Origin of the sequence: Risungbinella massiliensis, assembly GCF_000942395.1 — a bacterium.
GTDB lineage: Bacteria > Bacillota > Bacilli > Thermoactinomycetales > Thermoactinomycetaceae > Risungbinella > Risungbinella massiliensis.
In genome coordinates this window covers 108,414-122,934 of record NZ_LN812103.1, presented here as the reverse complement: position 1 = coordinate 122,934, position 14,521 = coordinate 108,414, and the positions used below count along the sequence as shown (strand labels likewise).

At 42.9% G+C, this 14,521-nt stretch carries 19 protein-coding genes; all 19 read right to left on the bottom strand.

All coding sequences use genetic code 11. The annotated features are described in order from the left end of the window. Positions 1 to 22 precede the first annotated feature (22 nt). The 19 genes from rplN to rpsL all read right to left on the bottom strand — a co-directional run bounded on the left by rplN (position 23) and on the right by rpsL (position 14,401). Positions 23 to 391 (bottom strand): 50S ribosomal protein L14, encoded by a 369-nt coding sequence (gene rplN / locus VJ09_RS11590; protein ID WP_044641889.1) that lies wholly within the window; start codon positions 389 to 391, stop codon positions 23 to 25. A gap of 37 nt (positions 392 to 428) precedes the next feature. Beyond that, positions 429 to 695 (bottom strand): 30S ribosomal protein S17, encoded by a 267-nt coding sequence (gene rpsQ / locus VJ09_RS11585; protein ID WP_044641888.1) that lies wholly within the window; start codon positions 693 to 695, stop codon positions 429 to 431. Next, on the bottom strand, positions 692 to 904 hold the full coding sequence (rpmC, locus tag VJ09_RS11580; protein ID WP_044641887.1) for a 50S ribosomal protein L29: 213 nt from the start codon (positions 902 to 904) through the stop codon (positions 692 to 694). The genes rpsQ and rpmC overlap by 4 nt, the downstream gene beginning before the upstream one ends. Next, positions 901 to 1,323 (bottom strand): 50S ribosomal protein L16, encoded by a 423-nt coding sequence (gene rplP / locus VJ09_RS11575; protein WP_044641886.1) that lies wholly within the window; start codon positions 1,321 to 1,323, stop codon positions 901 to 903. The genes rpmC and rplP overlap by 4 nt, the downstream gene beginning before the upstream one ends. 3 nt (positions 1,324 to 1,326) lie before the next feature. Then, positions 1,327 to 1,986, bottom strand: a complete 660-nt coding sequence (gene rpsC, locus VJ09_RS11570) for a 30S ribosomal protein S3 (RefSeq protein ID WP_044641885.1) — start codon at positions 1,984 to 1,986, stop codon at positions 1,327 to 1,329. Between the two features lie 25 nt (positions 1,987 to 2,011). Further along, entirely contained in the window at positions 2,012 to 2,344 is a 333-nt protein-coding gene (gene rplV / locus VJ09_RS11565; protein ID WP_044641884.1) for a 50S ribosomal protein L22, read from the bottom strand. A 31-nt stretch (positions 2,345 to 2,375) separates the two neighbouring features. Beyond that, positions 2,376 to 2,657 carry a 30S ribosomal protein S19 gene (gene rpsS, locus VJ09_RS11560; protein WP_044641883.1) on the bottom strand — a complete coding sequence of 94 codons (282 nt, stop codon included), beginning with the start codon at positions 2,655 to 2,657 and terminating at the stop codon, positions 2,376 to 2,378. Between the two features lie 42 nt (positions 2,658 to 2,699). After that, positions 2,700 to 3,533: a 50S ribosomal protein L2 gene (rplB, locus tag VJ09_RS11555; RefSeq protein ID WP_044641882.1), complete on the bottom strand. Its 834-nt coding sequence runs from the start codon at positions 3,531 to 3,533 to the stop codon at positions 2,700 to 2,702. Positions 3,534 to 3,565: 32 nt separating this feature from the next. After that, a complete protein-coding gene (rplW, locus tag VJ09_RS11550; protein ID WP_044641881.1) occupies positions 3,566 to 3,853 on the bottom strand; it encodes a 50S ribosomal protein L23 in 288 nt (95 codons plus the stop codon). Next, positions 3,850 to 4,476 (bottom strand): 50S ribosomal protein L4, encoded by a 627-nt coding sequence (gene rplD, locus VJ09_RS11545; RefSeq protein WP_044641880.1) that lies wholly within the window; start codon positions 4,474 to 4,476, stop codon positions 3,850 to 3,852. The genes rplW and rplD overlap by 4 nt, the downstream gene beginning before the upstream one ends. Positions 4,477 to 4,500: 24 nt before the next feature. Further along, complete coding sequence (gene rplC, locus VJ09_RS11540) at positions 4,501 to 5,142, bottom strand: 50S ribosomal protein L3 (protein ID WP_082050544.1); 642 nt, start codon at positions 5,140 to 5,142, stop codon at positions 4,501 to 4,503. Between the two features lie 33 nt (positions 5,143 to 5,175). Then, on the bottom strand, positions 5,176 to 5,484 hold the full coding sequence (gene rpsJ / locus VJ09_RS11535; protein ID WP_044641879.1) for a 30S ribosomal protein S10: 309 nt from the start codon (positions 5,482 to 5,484) through the stop codon (positions 5,176 to 5,178). An 805-nt stretch (positions 5,485 to 6,289) separates the two neighbouring features. After that, positions 6,290 to 7,120 carry an energy-coupling factor transporter transmembrane component T family protein gene (locus VJ09_RS11530; RefSeq protein WP_052807368.1) on the bottom strand — a complete coding sequence of 277 codons (831 nt, stop codon included), beginning with the start codon at positions 7,118 to 7,120 and terminating at the stop codon, positions 6,290 to 6,292. Next, positions 7,117 to 8,820, bottom strand: coding sequence for an ABC transporter ATP-binding protein (locus VJ09_RS11525; protein WP_044641878.1), 1,704 nt, complete (start codon positions 8,818 to 8,820; stop codon positions 7,117 to 7,119). The genes VJ09_RS11530 and VJ09_RS11525 overlap by 4 nt, the downstream gene beginning before the upstream one ends. Positions 8,821 to 8,877: 57 nt before the next feature. Then, the gene (locus VJ09_RS11520; protein ID WP_044641877.1) at positions 8,878 to 9,447 is read right to left on the bottom strand and encodes an ECF-type riboflavin transporter substrate-binding protein; all 570 of its coding nucleotides are present in this window, start codon (positions 9,445 to 9,447) and stop codon (positions 8,878 to 8,880) included. A gap of 592 nt (positions 9,448 to 10,039) precedes the next feature. Beyond that, on the bottom strand, positions 10,040 to 11,233 hold the full coding sequence (gene tuf / locus VJ09_RS11515; RefSeq protein ID WP_044641876.1) for an elongation factor Tu: 1,194 nt from the start codon (positions 11,231 to 11,233) through the stop codon (positions 10,040 to 10,042). 113 nt (positions 11,234 to 11,346) lie between these two features. Next, positions 11,347 to 13,422, bottom strand: coding sequence for an elongation factor G (fusA, locus tag VJ09_RS11510; protein ID WP_044641875.1), 2,076 nt, complete (start codon positions 13,420 to 13,422; stop codon positions 11,347 to 11,349). Positions 13,423 to 13,463: 41 nt separating this feature from the next. Next, a complete protein-coding gene (rpsG, locus tag VJ09_RS11505; RefSeq protein ID WP_044641874.1) occupies positions 13,464 to 13,934 on the bottom strand; it encodes a 30S ribosomal protein S7 in 471 nt (156 codons plus the stop codon). A 53-nt stretch (positions 13,935 to 13,987) separates the two neighbouring features. After that, on the bottom strand, positions 13,988 to 14,401 hold the full coding sequence (gene rpsL / locus VJ09_RS11500) for a 30S ribosomal protein S12 (protein ID WP_044641873.1): 414 nt from the start codon (positions 14,399 to 14,401) through the stop codon (positions 13,988 to 13,990). Positions 14,402 to 14,521 lie beyond the last annotated feature (120 nt).

Sequence of the window (14,521 nt, the reverse complement as noted above, 5' to 3'; positions counted from 1 at the left end):
GGAGTCTATATGTTTCCGAACCTTACAGTACTTCTGGAGCTAGAGATACAATCTTCATGAAGTCATGCTCACGAAGTTCACGAGCAACAGGGCCAAAGATACGAGTTCCACGTGGGCTTTTATCGTCTTTAATTACAACTGCTGCGTTCTCATCGAAACGGATGTAAGAACCGTCTGGACGGCGAGTAGCACGGGTAGTGCGTACAATTACGCATTTCACTACATCGCCTTTCTTGACAACGCCACCTGGTGTAGCTTGTTTTACCGATGCAACGATAACATCACCAACACCTGCAGTCTTTTTCTTGGACCCACCAAGAACACGAATACACATAACTTCTTTCGCTCCAGAGTTATCCGCAACACGGAGACGAGAAAGGTTTTGAATCATGAATGCCCCTCCTTCCCACAGTGCTTAGGTTACGAAATTAGATAATCACAGCTTCTTCAGTTACTTCTACTAGGCGCCAGCGCTTATCTTTGGAAAGAGGACGAGTTTCCATAATTTTTACGGTGTCACCGATTTTCGCTGTGTTATTTTCGTCATGAGCTTTGAATTTCTTCGTGTATTTTACACGTTTGCCATACTTAGTGTCTTTTTTATAAGTCTCGACGCTAACGACGATGGTTTTGTCCATTTTGTCGCTAACCACTTTACCGATTCGAACTTTCCGGCGTGTTTCGCGTTCGCTCATCCCTGAATCCTCCTTTCGCTATCCAGTTCACGTTGGCGAAGAACGGTTTTGCAACGAGCAATGTCTTTACGCACTTGACCGAGTCGAGCTGGGTTATCCAACTGACCAGTAGCGGACTGGAAGCGGAGGTTAAACAGTTCTTCTTTGAACTCAGCAAGCTTTTGTTCGATTTCGGCGGTGGTCAACTCTACGAGCTCTTGTGCCTTCATTCGTTACCACCTGCTTCTCTTTTTACAAATTTCGTCTTGATTGGAAGTTTGTTTGCAGCCAGACGCATAGCTTCACGAGCTACTTCTTCTGATACACCTGCAAGTTCAAACATGATTTTACCTGGTTTTACAACAGCGACCCATTTCTCTGGGGAACCTTTACCGCTACCCATCCGAACCTCTAAAGGTTTTTGAGTAACTGGTTTATCTGGGAAAATTTTAATCCAAACTTTCCCACCCCGTTTGATATAACGAGTCATCGCAATACGTGCTGCTTCGATCTGACGGTTGGTAATCCAAGATGGCTCCAACGCTTGCAGACCATATTCACCAAAGACTACTTCTTTACCACCTTTGGCTTGACCTTTCATGTTTCCGCGATGTGGTCGGCGGAATTTCACACGTTTTGGTAACAGCATGCGTTATTCGCCTCCTTTTGTTACTCCTTTGTTTTTCGTTGGGAGAACTTCACCGCGATAGACCCAAACTTTCACACCGATTTTTCCGTAAGTGGTGTCTGCTTCAGCAAAACCGTAATCGATATCTGCACGAAGCGTGTGAAGAGGAACCGTACCTTCGCTGTAGCCTTCACTACGAGCGATGTCAGCACCGCCCAAACGGCCACTAACCATTGTACGTACACCTTTCGCACCAGAACGAAGAGTACGATTGATTGCTTGTTTCATTGCACGACGGAAAGATACACGACGCTCCAATTGTTGCGCGATGTTTTCTGCTACCAGATGTGCATCGAGCTCCGGAGATTTCACTTCGTAAATGTTGATGTGTACTTTTTTGTCGGTCAATTTCGCGAGTGCAAGGCGAGTCGCTTCTACTTCAGCGCCACCTTTCCCAATAACCATACCAGGTTTCGCAGTGTGGATTGTTACGTTGACACGGTTAGCCATACGTTCGATCTCAACACGAGAAACCGATGCGTCTTTCAAACGTTTTTTGATAAAGTCGCGGATCTTGATGTCTTCATGCAACAGATCAGCGTAGTCTTTACCAGCATACCATTTTGAATCCCAGTCACGGATAATACCTACCCGTAGACCTGTAGGGTTAACTTTTTGACCCAATCTTCTTCCCTCCTTAGTTCGTAATTTAACGCTCGGAGACCACTACAGTAACGTGGCTAGTACGTTTGTTGATACGGCTAGCACGACCTTGTGCACGAGGCATGTAGCGCTTCAAGGTTGGTCCTTCGTCTACAAATGCTTCTGCGACTACCAATGAATTGGTGTCCATGTTTTGGTTGTGCTCTGCATTCGCTACAGCAGATGTAAGTACTTTCTCAATAATCGGCGAAGCGGCGCGAGGAGTAAAACGCAGGATCGCGATTGCTTCTTCAACCGACTTACCACGAATCAGGTCGATTACCAAGCGTACTTTACGGGGAGCGATACGCACATTGCGTGCAATTGCTTTAGCTTGCATCTCATTCCCTCCTCTCGATCAAGCGATCCTCTTACCGTCTTTTCGTCTTTTTATCGTCAGCTGCATGACCTTTGTAAGTACGAGTAGGTGCAAATTCACCTAGCTTGTGACCTACCATGTCTTCGCTCACGTAAACTGGCACATGTTTGCGACCATCATGTACCGCAAAGGTGTGTCCTACAAAGTCAGGAAAAATAGTAGAACGACGAGACCAAGTTTTGATAATTTTCTTTTCGTTTTTTTCGTTGAGCTCTTCAACCTTTTTCAGGAGATGAGCATCGGCGAAAGGCCCTTTTTTCAGGCTACGGCCCATCGACAAAACCTCCCTTCGAGTGAGGTGATCTGTTGCATCACCCTATTTCTTTTTACGACGACGGATGATGTACTTATCAGATGCTTTGTTTTTCTTGCGGGTTTTGTATCCAAGAGTTGGTTTACCCCATGGAGTAACAGGACCTTTACGACCAATCGGTGCACGTCCTTCCCCACCACCGTGTGGATGGTCTACAGGGTTCATTACAGAACCACGAACGGTTGGGCGTTTACCGAGCCAGCGAGAACGTCCTGCTTTCCCGATGTTGATCAATTCATGATCCAAGTTACCAACTTGACCAAGAGTAGCACGGCATTCGAGTAAGATGTAACGCATTTCACCAGAAGTTAAACGGATGATCGCGTATTTTCCTTCTTTCCCGAGTAGCTGAGCAGAAGCTCCAGCAGCACGTACTAACTGTCCGCCAGCACCTGGCTTCATTTCGATATTATGAATTACAGAACCGACTGGAATGTTACGAAGTGGAAGAGCATTACCAACGCGAATGTCTGCTTCAGGACCAGACATTACTTCTTGACCGACTTTCAAACCGCTCGGAGCCAAGATGTAGCGTTTTTCTCCATCTACATAGTTAACCAATGCGATATTCGCAGAACGGTTTGGATCGTACTCGATTGTGGCAACTTTTCCGACGATGCCGTCTTTGTTACGTTTGAAATCGATAATACGATATTTCCGTTTATGACCGCCGCCTTGGTGACGAGTCGTAATACGACCTTGGTTGTTTCGACCTGCTTTTTTCGTTAGTGGAGCAAGCAAAGATTTCTCTGGCTTGTCCGTAGTGATTTCTTCGAAGGTAGAAACCGTCATCTGACGACGAGATGGAGTTGTTGGACGAAAAGATTTAATACCCACTTCATTTCCCTCCTTTTCTCATCAATTATTTATTAGGATTCAAAGATTTCAATTGGCTTGCTATCTGCTGCAAGCTGTACAATCGCTTTTTTCCGCTCAGGTGTACGACCGGTGTAACGACCATAGCGTTTTTGCTTACCAGGAACACGTAAAGTGTTGACGTTCGCAACTTTCACGCCAAAGATCGCTTCCACAGCTTTTCTCACTTCTACTTTGTTCGCACGTACGTCTACTTCAAAAACGTATTTGCCAAGCTCCATATCAGCAGTAGAAGCTTCCGTTACGATCGGACGACGGATGATATCGCGTGGGTCTTTCACTGGCCAAACACCTCCTCAACACGGCTTGCTGCACCACGTGTCATAATGAGCTTATCGTGGTATAAAACATCTAGAACGTTCACGCCATCAGCATGAATTAACTTTACGTTTGGTAGGTTACGAACTGCAAGAGCTGCATTTTGATCCAGAGAATCAGTCACAACAAGTGCTTTTTTCTCTGCACCCAAGCTTTTGAGGACCGCTACCATTTCACGTGTTTTTGGTTGTTCTAGAGTCAAATTATCTAACACTAGCAACTCTTGATCTTTCACTTTGGATGAAAGAGCAGATTTGATAGCAAGACGACGTACTTTTTTAGGAAGCTTGTAAGCGTAGCTACGTGGAGTTGGCCCAAATACCACACCACCGCCTACCCATTGTGGGGAGCGAATGCTACCTTGACGTGCACGTCCCGTACCTTTTTGTTTCCAAGGCTTGCGACCGCCACCACGTACAGCGGAACGGTTTTTCACAGCGTGAGTACCGCGGCGTAGGGATGCTTGTTGCATTACAACTGCATCATGTAAAACTGCCTCGTTTGGTTCAATTCCAAACACCTTATCAGCTAGTTCTACTTCTCCTACCTCTTTGCCGCTCATGTCATATACAGTAACTTTCGGCATATAAGCTCCTCCTTTCTTAAACGATTAGTTTCCTTTAATTGCACTCTTGATGACTACGTAACTGTTCTTAGGACCAGGAACGTTACCTTTAATCAAGAGAAGGTTTTTATCAGCGTCAACCCGAACGATTTCCAAGTTTTGAGTAGTGATACGCTCTCCACCCATGCGTCCTGGTAGGGTTTGACCTTTGAATACGCGAGCTGGATCCGTTGCTCCCAAGGAACCAGGTCCACGATGGTAACGAGAACCGTGACTCATAGGACCACGTGCTTGGTTATGGCGCTTGATCGCACCTGCAAAACCTTTCCCTTTAGAAGTACCAGTAACGTCTACTAGTTCTCCTGCACTAAAGAGGTCTGCTTTCAATTCTGCACCTAGTTCGTACTCACCTACGTTAACTCCACGGATTTCCTTCACAAACTTTTGTGCTTGAGCGTTTGCTTTTTTCGCATGACCCAAAGCAGGTTTGTTAGCGCGAGAGTTATTGTTCTTCTTGGTTACATCTGCATCAAAACCAATTTGAATCGCTTCGTATCCATCGGTTTCAACAACCTTTTTCTGAAGGACAACACATGGTCCAGCTTCTACAACGGTAACTGGTACCACTTGACCATTATCGCTAAAGATCTGTGTCATCCCGATTTTTTTACCGAGAATCCCTTTCACTAGTTACACCTCCTGCCTGTATGAAGTGGTTTTTTACAATTTGATTTCGATATCTACACCCGATGGCAGATCCAAACGCATCAGTGCATCTACGGTTTGTTGCGTAGGATTCACGATGTCGATCAGACGCTTATGAGTGCGCATTTCGAATTGCTCACGGGAGTCTTTATATTTGTGAACCGCCCGTAGGATCGTGTAAACACTTTTCTCTGTTGGCAATGGAATCGGACCAGATACGTTAGCACCTGTGCGCTTCGCTGTATCCACGATCTTCACTGCGGATTGATCCAAGATACGGTGGTCGTAGGCTTTAAGCCGAATGCGAATCTTTTGTTTTGCCATGCTGTTCCCTCCTTTTCGCTCATTTTTAGAAAATGAACTTCTCCACGGAAATTTTCCCCTCGCCGGCCATGGCAAAGGAGCCGGGCGTGTCGGCAACCTTCCGCTTCAACGCTGTTCACAGTCAACATTGGCTATTATATAAGATGAGTGTATGGGATGCAAGAGAAAATCTTCTCTTTTGCGGTAGATTCCATTACTTTATTTTTTGTTCTACTTATTTTAAGAGGAAGCATTTAATTTCAGCAAACATTTTTGTTTGATTCCTCTTGCTTGCTAGCAAATCGTAATCTGGTCTTATTACTCTCTACTCTTCTTTATTAGCTCTTTTCCTTCTCTGTAACCCTCGATCATCCAACCTATTATTCTCCTTGTTTTGATAGTTTCATATTTTTGGGCATCGAGCCAATACCCTAACAGGAGATACAGAAAGATTAATAGACATCATCACACTCTTTAACACTATACCTCTTAGGATTATATGAAAAAACAGCTTCAAATCAAATTGGTGACTATACTGGGCATCTGTATTAGATGAATCTAATTTTTACATCGTTCCACCTAAAAAACACCGAAAGTTTAGATCAATCTATTATTTACTATGCATTCAAAATGGACCAGAGAATACTTATTGTCTGAGCCATGTACTTAATACTTATTTGACTTTTGAGTTTAGGGCTTTTACGAGTGCCCCCTGTAGACGATATAGGAGATTTTTATCAAAGTCCTTTAAGAAAATCGCAAACCAAAGAGCCTGGTTCCCAAATGGAAACCAAGCTCTTTTTTTCTTCTACAAACTTATTAATGGTTATCCTATAATTTCGAAAGGATGCCAGAAAGTAGGAAACCATGTAAGTCTCAAATAAATTGCAACACCTAAAAATAGGAGTGCTATGATCGCAGTCCATAGATCCAGCTTGCTAAATTGAGTATTGTTATACCAAGATCGACTCTTTTTATTACCAAATCCACGTAAATCCATGGCATTAGAGATCGTTTCCACCCGATCCAGACTAGACCAAATCAAAGGGAACAAGATTGTAAATGCTCTCTTAATACGAGAGTTCCGGTGTCCCTTACCCAGTCCCCTTGCCTGCTGCGCTGAAGAGATTTGATTATAATCTCCTTGAACGTTGGGGATGTAGCGGAACGCGATATTTAAAGAGTAAGCAATCTTATAAGGTATCCCTAATTTATGCAAACTACTAGCAAAGACACTAGGGTTAGTAGTCAAAACAAACAATATGGCAAATGGTAGGAGTGCAAGATACTTTACCATTAACGTGAGACAGTAGAACAAAGTTTCTTGTGTAATATCAATATTCCCTATACTAAACAAAATCGTTTGGTGCTTTACATAAATCCCAGCATAAGAGGGAGTCAAGATATTGGTAGTCACAGCTGTTAAGCTAAGGAACAGTATCATAACTAATACGGCTCGACGAATTCTTCGGAAAGGTACCTTTGATATTGGGAATAAGCTAAAGCCTATTATCATCAACACACCAAGTACCCGTATATCGATAAACATAAAGGTACAAGTAGCCCAAATTATAAACAATAAAATTTTCGTTCTAGCATCTAAACGGTGCATCAAGGACTGTTCATTTACATATTGGAACTCCATGTATGTACTCATTGATACACCGCCTGTTCATTATCCATTAAAAACCGGTATAGAACAGAGACCGGAGCAATGTTTAATCTCTCAGCAAGTCCATATAAGCTTGTTGTACGGAGATTAGCTGCTTCTAATAATTCTTGATCTGAGAAGACTTCTACTGTTGGAGCATCAGCCACGATCCGTCCATCCGACAACACAATTGCACGGTCCGTATACTCTAATGCTAGGTGCATATCATGTGTCGCCATAAGTAAGGCAATCCCTTCATGAGTAAGCGAGTTAATAAATTGCATCATTTCCCGATAATGTCGATAGTCCTGTCCTGCTGTTGGTTCATCCAAAAGAAGTAGCTTCGGTTTCATCGAAAGTACGGACGCAATAGAGACACGCTTTTTTTGGCCAAAACTTAAAGCAGAAATTGGCCAATTCCGATACCCTCTTAATCCACAGACCTCCAACGCATGAGCTACTCTATACTCTACCTCTTTTTCATCGAATCCATAGTTACGAGGTCCAAATGCTACTTCTTCCCATACGATTTCTTGTGAGAGCATATGATGAGGGTTCTGCATGACATAACCAATCACTTCTCCATGGTCCGCAATCGACCAACTAGCAGTGTTATTACCATCTAAATAAATATTTCCGCTGTCAGGCTTTAAAATGCCTAGAAGTAGCTGTGAAAGTGTAGATTTACCAGCACCATTATGACCTAGTAAAGCAATTCTTTCATGCTCTCGTATATCTAGCGAAATATTTTTCAAAAGGGGTTTTTGTTTATCATAAGAGAAAGATACTCGCTCTAAATCTACTACGCTATTAGAGCCAAAGGTTTTATTTTGGTAGAACTTTTCATACCCTACCCAATCGTATACTCTTTCTAATTCGTCATATTGCATATCCCATTCATTGATGGAACATGGTGCTTCATCGTAGAACTGAATATTGGCATTTTCCAACGCTTCCAAGAATAACGGATGTCGAAGCCCAGCTTCTTTTAAATAACCTGAAGCTAAGATTTGATGTGGGGATTGATTTGCAACGAGTCGTCCCTCATGTAGCAGGAGAACTCGATCTACTCCCATCTCAAAAACTTCTTCAATACAATGCTCAATAATAATAATGGTCTTGTTGTGTTTCATATTCAATTCATTAATCAACTGCATCATAACAATTGTACTAGCAGGGTCTAGATTGGCAAAAGGCTCGTCAAATAGCAGAATATCTGGGGCTAATACCAGAACACCAGCTAATGCAATTTTCTGCTTTTGACCACCTGACAGCTGGTGAGGTGTATGTTGGATAAAAGATTCCATTCCTACCTGTTGAAGAACAGACTGAACCAACTGATTCATAATGTTTTGAGGTACTCTCTGATTTTCTAGAGCAAATGAAACGTCTTCTCCTACTGTTAATCCAACAAATTGTCCCTCTGGATCTTGCAGGACTGTTCCTACTCTATGAGAAAGATCTCGTAACGTTGCATCTTGTAGATTCACACCGTCAATCTTGATCAAACCTTGTAAATTTCCTCGATAGCTGTTGGGTATCAGCCCATTTAGACAACGAGCAAGGGTCGATTTACCTGAGCCGCTTGGTCCTGCTATCAAGACCTTTTCTCCTGGCCAAATAGAAAAAGTAAGATCTTGGATGGTCGGTTGCTTCACACCATGGTAAGTAAAGGAGAGCTTGCGTGTTGTAATTATTGGATCCATCTGTTAAACCATCCTTTCAAATAAAACCCTCCACTTGGAGGGAGGGTTCTATCAAATTTACCTTTCAATCTCAAGAGAATTTTTGTTTGACTTTCTCTGAGTAAATGCAGTAATCAAAATTAGTCCTAATGTAGATTGGAACGCAAGGTTAGTCAATGTGGGTAGAACGATCCAGCTATACACAGTCTCTGGCGGAATACCTTGTAACAAATAATCAAGAGTTCCAGCTAATCCTAACCCTCCAGCATTTCCTATAACACTGTAGAATAGAATCAAGACACAATGTATCCAGTTGAATTTTCCTTCATTAGGATTAAACCTTTTGTGTAAGTAAATGAAACCTGCAAACATACCAAGAACTCCATTCCCAATACACCAGTTAATCCAAATCTGACCAGTGATCAAATCACCTACAACGTTTCCAAAAAAACCAGCAAAAAACCCAACAAGTGGACCATATAAAGCACCAAAGAGAGTCAATATTACAACGGCAGGACGCAAACTATTTCCTCCCATTGGAATATAACTAGTAGCAAAAGATAAAAGTCCGTATAAAGCTGCGGCGATCCCGATAACTACCACTGTTTGGGTCTTAAGCTGAAAAACGGGCGGTTTTCCTTTTCTCACAAAAGCACATCCTTTCTTTTCTTATCATAAGCTAGAAAACTCAGAGTCTTTACATTCTGTGTGACACTAAGATGCTTGTCCGAAAAAATGTACCACCTCCCTTCTATTTAAGATTTTAATCCGAAGGGGAGATTTTTCGTAATTACGGAAACTATTTATCAACATTATAAAGAATGAAGAGAGAGAAAGCATTTAAAATAAAAAACTTTTTTTGAAAGGCTCCCAATTTTTCTGTTTTTTTCTCATTTTAACTATTGCAAGTATAATACTATAATATTGGAGCATATATGTACAAAGCAAACGCCTTCATAAGTAATTTTTCACTAAACAGCATTTTAGGACTATAGCTTTCCCTTTCTCAAAATATTAACTGTCCTCATCAGGTTAACAATCCAAAAATAGTTCAGCATATAATTTATTCCTTCCAAATCACCTACCTAACCGAAATAAAATAAATACCGAGTGTAAAAATATTATAGACTATTAAGAAAAATTAATTTCCGATAATTTTATTAAATCTTAAATAACACATCCTCTAACACATAACAAAAAGCTGCTGGCATATAGCCAACAGCTTTTTTATATAACCAAATTATTCAAAGATAGCAGTAATGGTACCAGCACCAACGGTACGTCCACCTTCACGGATCGCAAAGCGAGTACCATCTTCAATCGCGATTGGAGCGATCAATTCGATGTTCATTTCAACGTTATCTCCAGGCATGCACATTTCAGTACCTTCTGGAAGTTGAACAACACCCGTTACGTCAGTCGTACGGAAGAAGAATTGAGGGCGATAGTTGGAGAAGAATGGAGTGTGACGTCCACCTTCTTCTTTAGAAAGAACGTATACTTGAGCTTTAAACTTGGTATGTGGTTTCACAGTACCAGGCTTTACAAGTACTTGACCACGTTGGATGTCTTCACGGTTTACACCACGAAGAAGTGCACCTACGTTGTCACCAGCTTCTGCTTGGTCGAGAAGTTTACGGAACATCTCTACACCAGTAACAGTAGTTTTGCGTGTTTCTTCAGCAAGACCGATGATTTCTACTTCATCCCCAACTTTGATAACACCGCGCTCTACACGACCAGTAGCAACGGTACCACGACCAGTAATAGTAAATACATCCTCAACTGGCATCAAGAAGGTTTTGTCAGCGTCACGCTCAGGAGCAGGAACATACTCGTCTACAGCGCTCATCAATTCAACGATTTTGTCAGCGTATTCGCCATTTGGATCTTCCAAAGCTTTCAAAGCAGAACCAGCAATTACAGGAATGTCATCGCCAGGGAAGTTGTACTCGGAAAGAAGTTCACGAACTTCCATCTCAACGAGTTCAAGCAACTCTTCGTCGTCTACCATGTCTACTTTGTTCAAGAATACAACGATGTGTTGTACACCTACAAGGCTGGAAAGCAAGATGTGCTCACGAGTTTGTGGCATTGGACCGTCAGCAGCGGATACAACGAGGATCGCACCGTCCATTTGAGCAGCACCAGTAATCATGTTTTTCACATAGTCAGCGTGACCTGGGCAGTCAACGTGAGCATAGTGACGTTGCTCAGTTTCATACTCAACGTGTGCTGTAGCGATGGTGATTCCACGCTCACGCTCTTCTGGAGCTTTATCGATTTGGTCGTAAGCAGTAGCAGTTGCTCCACCAGTTTTAGTTGCAAGTACAGTAGTGATCGCAGCAGTTAGAGTGGTTTTACCGTGGTCAACGTGACCAATGGTACCAATGTTAACGTGTGGCTTTGTACGCTCAAATTTAGCTTTTGCCATGAGTTAATGTCCTCCCTTATCGGAAAAGAAAAATGTTAGTTTTAAATAAGATGTATAAGTCAGGGAAGCGAGGACGCTTCACCAGACTGTGAAAATTATGTTAGATCAAAGCATCAGTTACCTGAAGCTTTTTTGATGATCTCATCAGAAATATTACGTGGAACTTCTTCATAATGGTCGAACTCCATTGAGAAGTTACCGCGACCTTGGGTACGGGAACGTAGGCTTGTAGCATAACCAAACATTTCCGCTAGAGGTACCATAGCACGAACTACTTGGCCACCGCTACGAGATTCCATACCCTCTACGCGTCCACGACGAGAGCTGACATCCCCCATAACGTCACCCATGTATTCCTCTGGCATGGTAACTTCTACTTTCATAATTGGCTCCAAAAGTACTGCATTACATTTAGACTTAGCAGCTTTCAAAGCCATAGACCCAGCGATCTTAAATGCCATCTCCGAGGAGTCGACATCATGGTAAGATCCATCTACAAGAGTTGCACGAATGTCAACAAGAGGATATCCTGCTAGGACACCATTTTGCATGGACTCTTCGATTCCGTTTTGAACTGCTGGGATGTATTCACGTGGAACGACACCACCAACAATTTTGTTCACGAACTCGAAGCCAGCACCCTCTTCCAACGGTTCGAACTCGACCCAAACATGACCAAATTGTCCTTTACCACCAGATTGGCGAACAAATTTCCCTTCCACTTTTGCAGAGCCACGGAAAGTTTCTTTGTATGCAACCTGAGGTGCACCAACATTTGCTTCTACTTTGAATTCACGTTTCATCCGGTCTACGATAATGTCAAGGTGAAGCTCACCCATACCACCAATAACCGTTTGTCCCGTTTCTTCATCGGTGTAAGCTTTGAAGGTTGGATCTTCTTCAGCCAATTTAGCTAAAGCAATACCCATTTTATCTTGATCACTCTTGGTTTTTGGTTCAATTGCAACCTCGATAACTGGTTCTGGGAAGGTCATGGATTCTAGGATAATAGGATGCTTCTCATCACAGAGAGTATCACCAGTCGTAGTATCCTTCAGACCAACCGCAGCTGCAATATCTCCAGAGTAAACTTCTGGAATCTCTTCCCGGCTGTTTGCGTGCATCTGTAGGATCCGACCTACACGTTCACGTTTGTCCTTCGTAGTGTTCACTACATAGGAGCCAGATTTGAGAGTTCCGGAGTAGACACGGAAGAATGTTAATTTCCCAACATATGGATCGGTCATGATCTTGAACGCAAGTGCCGCAAAAGGCTCTTCGTCGCTAGATTCACGCTTCGATTCCGTTCCGTCTGGTAGTTCACCAGTAATAGCTGGTACATCCAGAGGAGATGGTAGGTATGCAATAACTGCATCCAACAATGGTTGAACACCTTTGTTTTTATAAGAAGATCCGCAAAGAACTGGAGTGATTTGAACGTTACATACACCTTTACGAAGGGCACTAACGATCTCCTCTTCTGTCAATTCTTCTCCTTCGAGGTATTTTTCCATTAGCTCTTCATCGAGCTCGGCAACTGCCTCTATAAGAGCAGTACGGTATTCTTCTGCTTTGTCTTTATACTCATCTGGGATCTCAACTTCTTCCGAAGTGGTACCCAAGTCATCTGTATAGATGATTGCCTTCATTTTGACTAGGTCAATCATACCTAGGTATTCGCTTTCTGCACCAATTGGTAATTGAATTGGTACAGCATTCGCACGAAGACGGTCTTTCATTTGTTCTACAGCACTGTAGAAATCAGCGCCAGTGATATCCATTTTGTTAACATATGCAATACGAGGAACTCGATAAGTATCCGCTTGTCTCCAAACAGTCTCAGATTGAGGTTCTACGCCACCTTTAGCGCAGAATACACCAACCGCACCGTCTAGAACGCGGAGGGAACGCTCAACTTCTACAGTAAAATCAACGTGTCCCGGAGTATCAATGATGTTAATCCGATGACCTTTCCACTGAGCGGTAGTAGCAGCAGAGGTAATGGTAATACCGCGCTCCTGCTCTTGCTCCATCCAGTCCATCGTAGCAGCACCTTCGTGCACTTCTCCGATTTTGTGAACGCGACCGGTATAGAAAAGAACCCGTTCGGTAGTAGTTGTTTTACCTGCGTCGATGTGAGCCATGATCCCAATGTTCCGTGTATCTTGCAAGGAGAACTCACGTGCCATCGGATATGTCTCCCTTCCTAATCACAGGGTTGTTGTGAAGATTACCAACGATAGTGAGCAAACGCACGGTTCGCTTCTGCCATACGGTGGGTATCTTCTTTTTTCTTAACAGCTGCACCAGTGTTGTTTGCAGCATCTAAGATTTCATTCGCAAGACGGTCTACCATGGTTTTTTCATTGCGAAGACGAGCGTAGCTCACCAACCAACGAAGTCCAAGGCTCGTACGACGTTCTGGTTTTACCTCGATTGGTACTTGGTAGTTAGCACCACCAACACGGCGTGCTTTTACTTCCAATACTGGCATTACGTTTTTAAGTGCTTGCTCAAAAACTTCCATTGGGTCATTGCCAGAACGTTCACGAATGAGGTCGAATGCTTCATAAAGTAGTCCTTGTGCTGTTCCTTTTTTCCCGTCATACATCAGTCGGTTGATCAAGCGAGTGACCAACTTACTATTGTAAATAGGATCTGGAAGCGTATCACGGCGAGGTACTGGTCCTTTACGTGGCATGCTTTCCCCTCCTTTTCTATAACATTTCTAACTTCAGTAGTCAATCATTTACTTTACTTTTTAGGACGTTTCGCACCGTATTTAGAACGAGCTTGCATACGGTTTTGAACACCTGCGGTATCTAGCGCACCACGAACGATATGGTAACGTACCCCTGGTAAGTCTTTTACACGACCACCACGCACGAGAACCACGCTATGCTCTTGCAAGTTATGTCCGATCCCTGGGATGTAAGCTGTAACCTCAATCCCGTTGGAGAGACGTACACGAGCATATTTCCGAAGAGCGGAGTTAGGCTTTTTCGGTGTCATCGTACCTACACGAGTACATACACCACGTTTTTGTGGAGAGCTCTGTGCTACCTCGGTCTTTTTAAAGCTGTTGTAACCAAATTGAAGTGCTGGAGACTTAGATTGGGTTACTTTATCTTTACGACCTTTACGAATCAACTGGTTGATTGTTGGCATTCTTTGTACCTCCTTACTTTAGCAAGAGTTATAGACCACAGATCCAGGCGGATCATAATGAGCAAAAAGGAAACAACTAGCATTTGTAACTAGAAGTTCATGTGACTCAATGTATCCGTA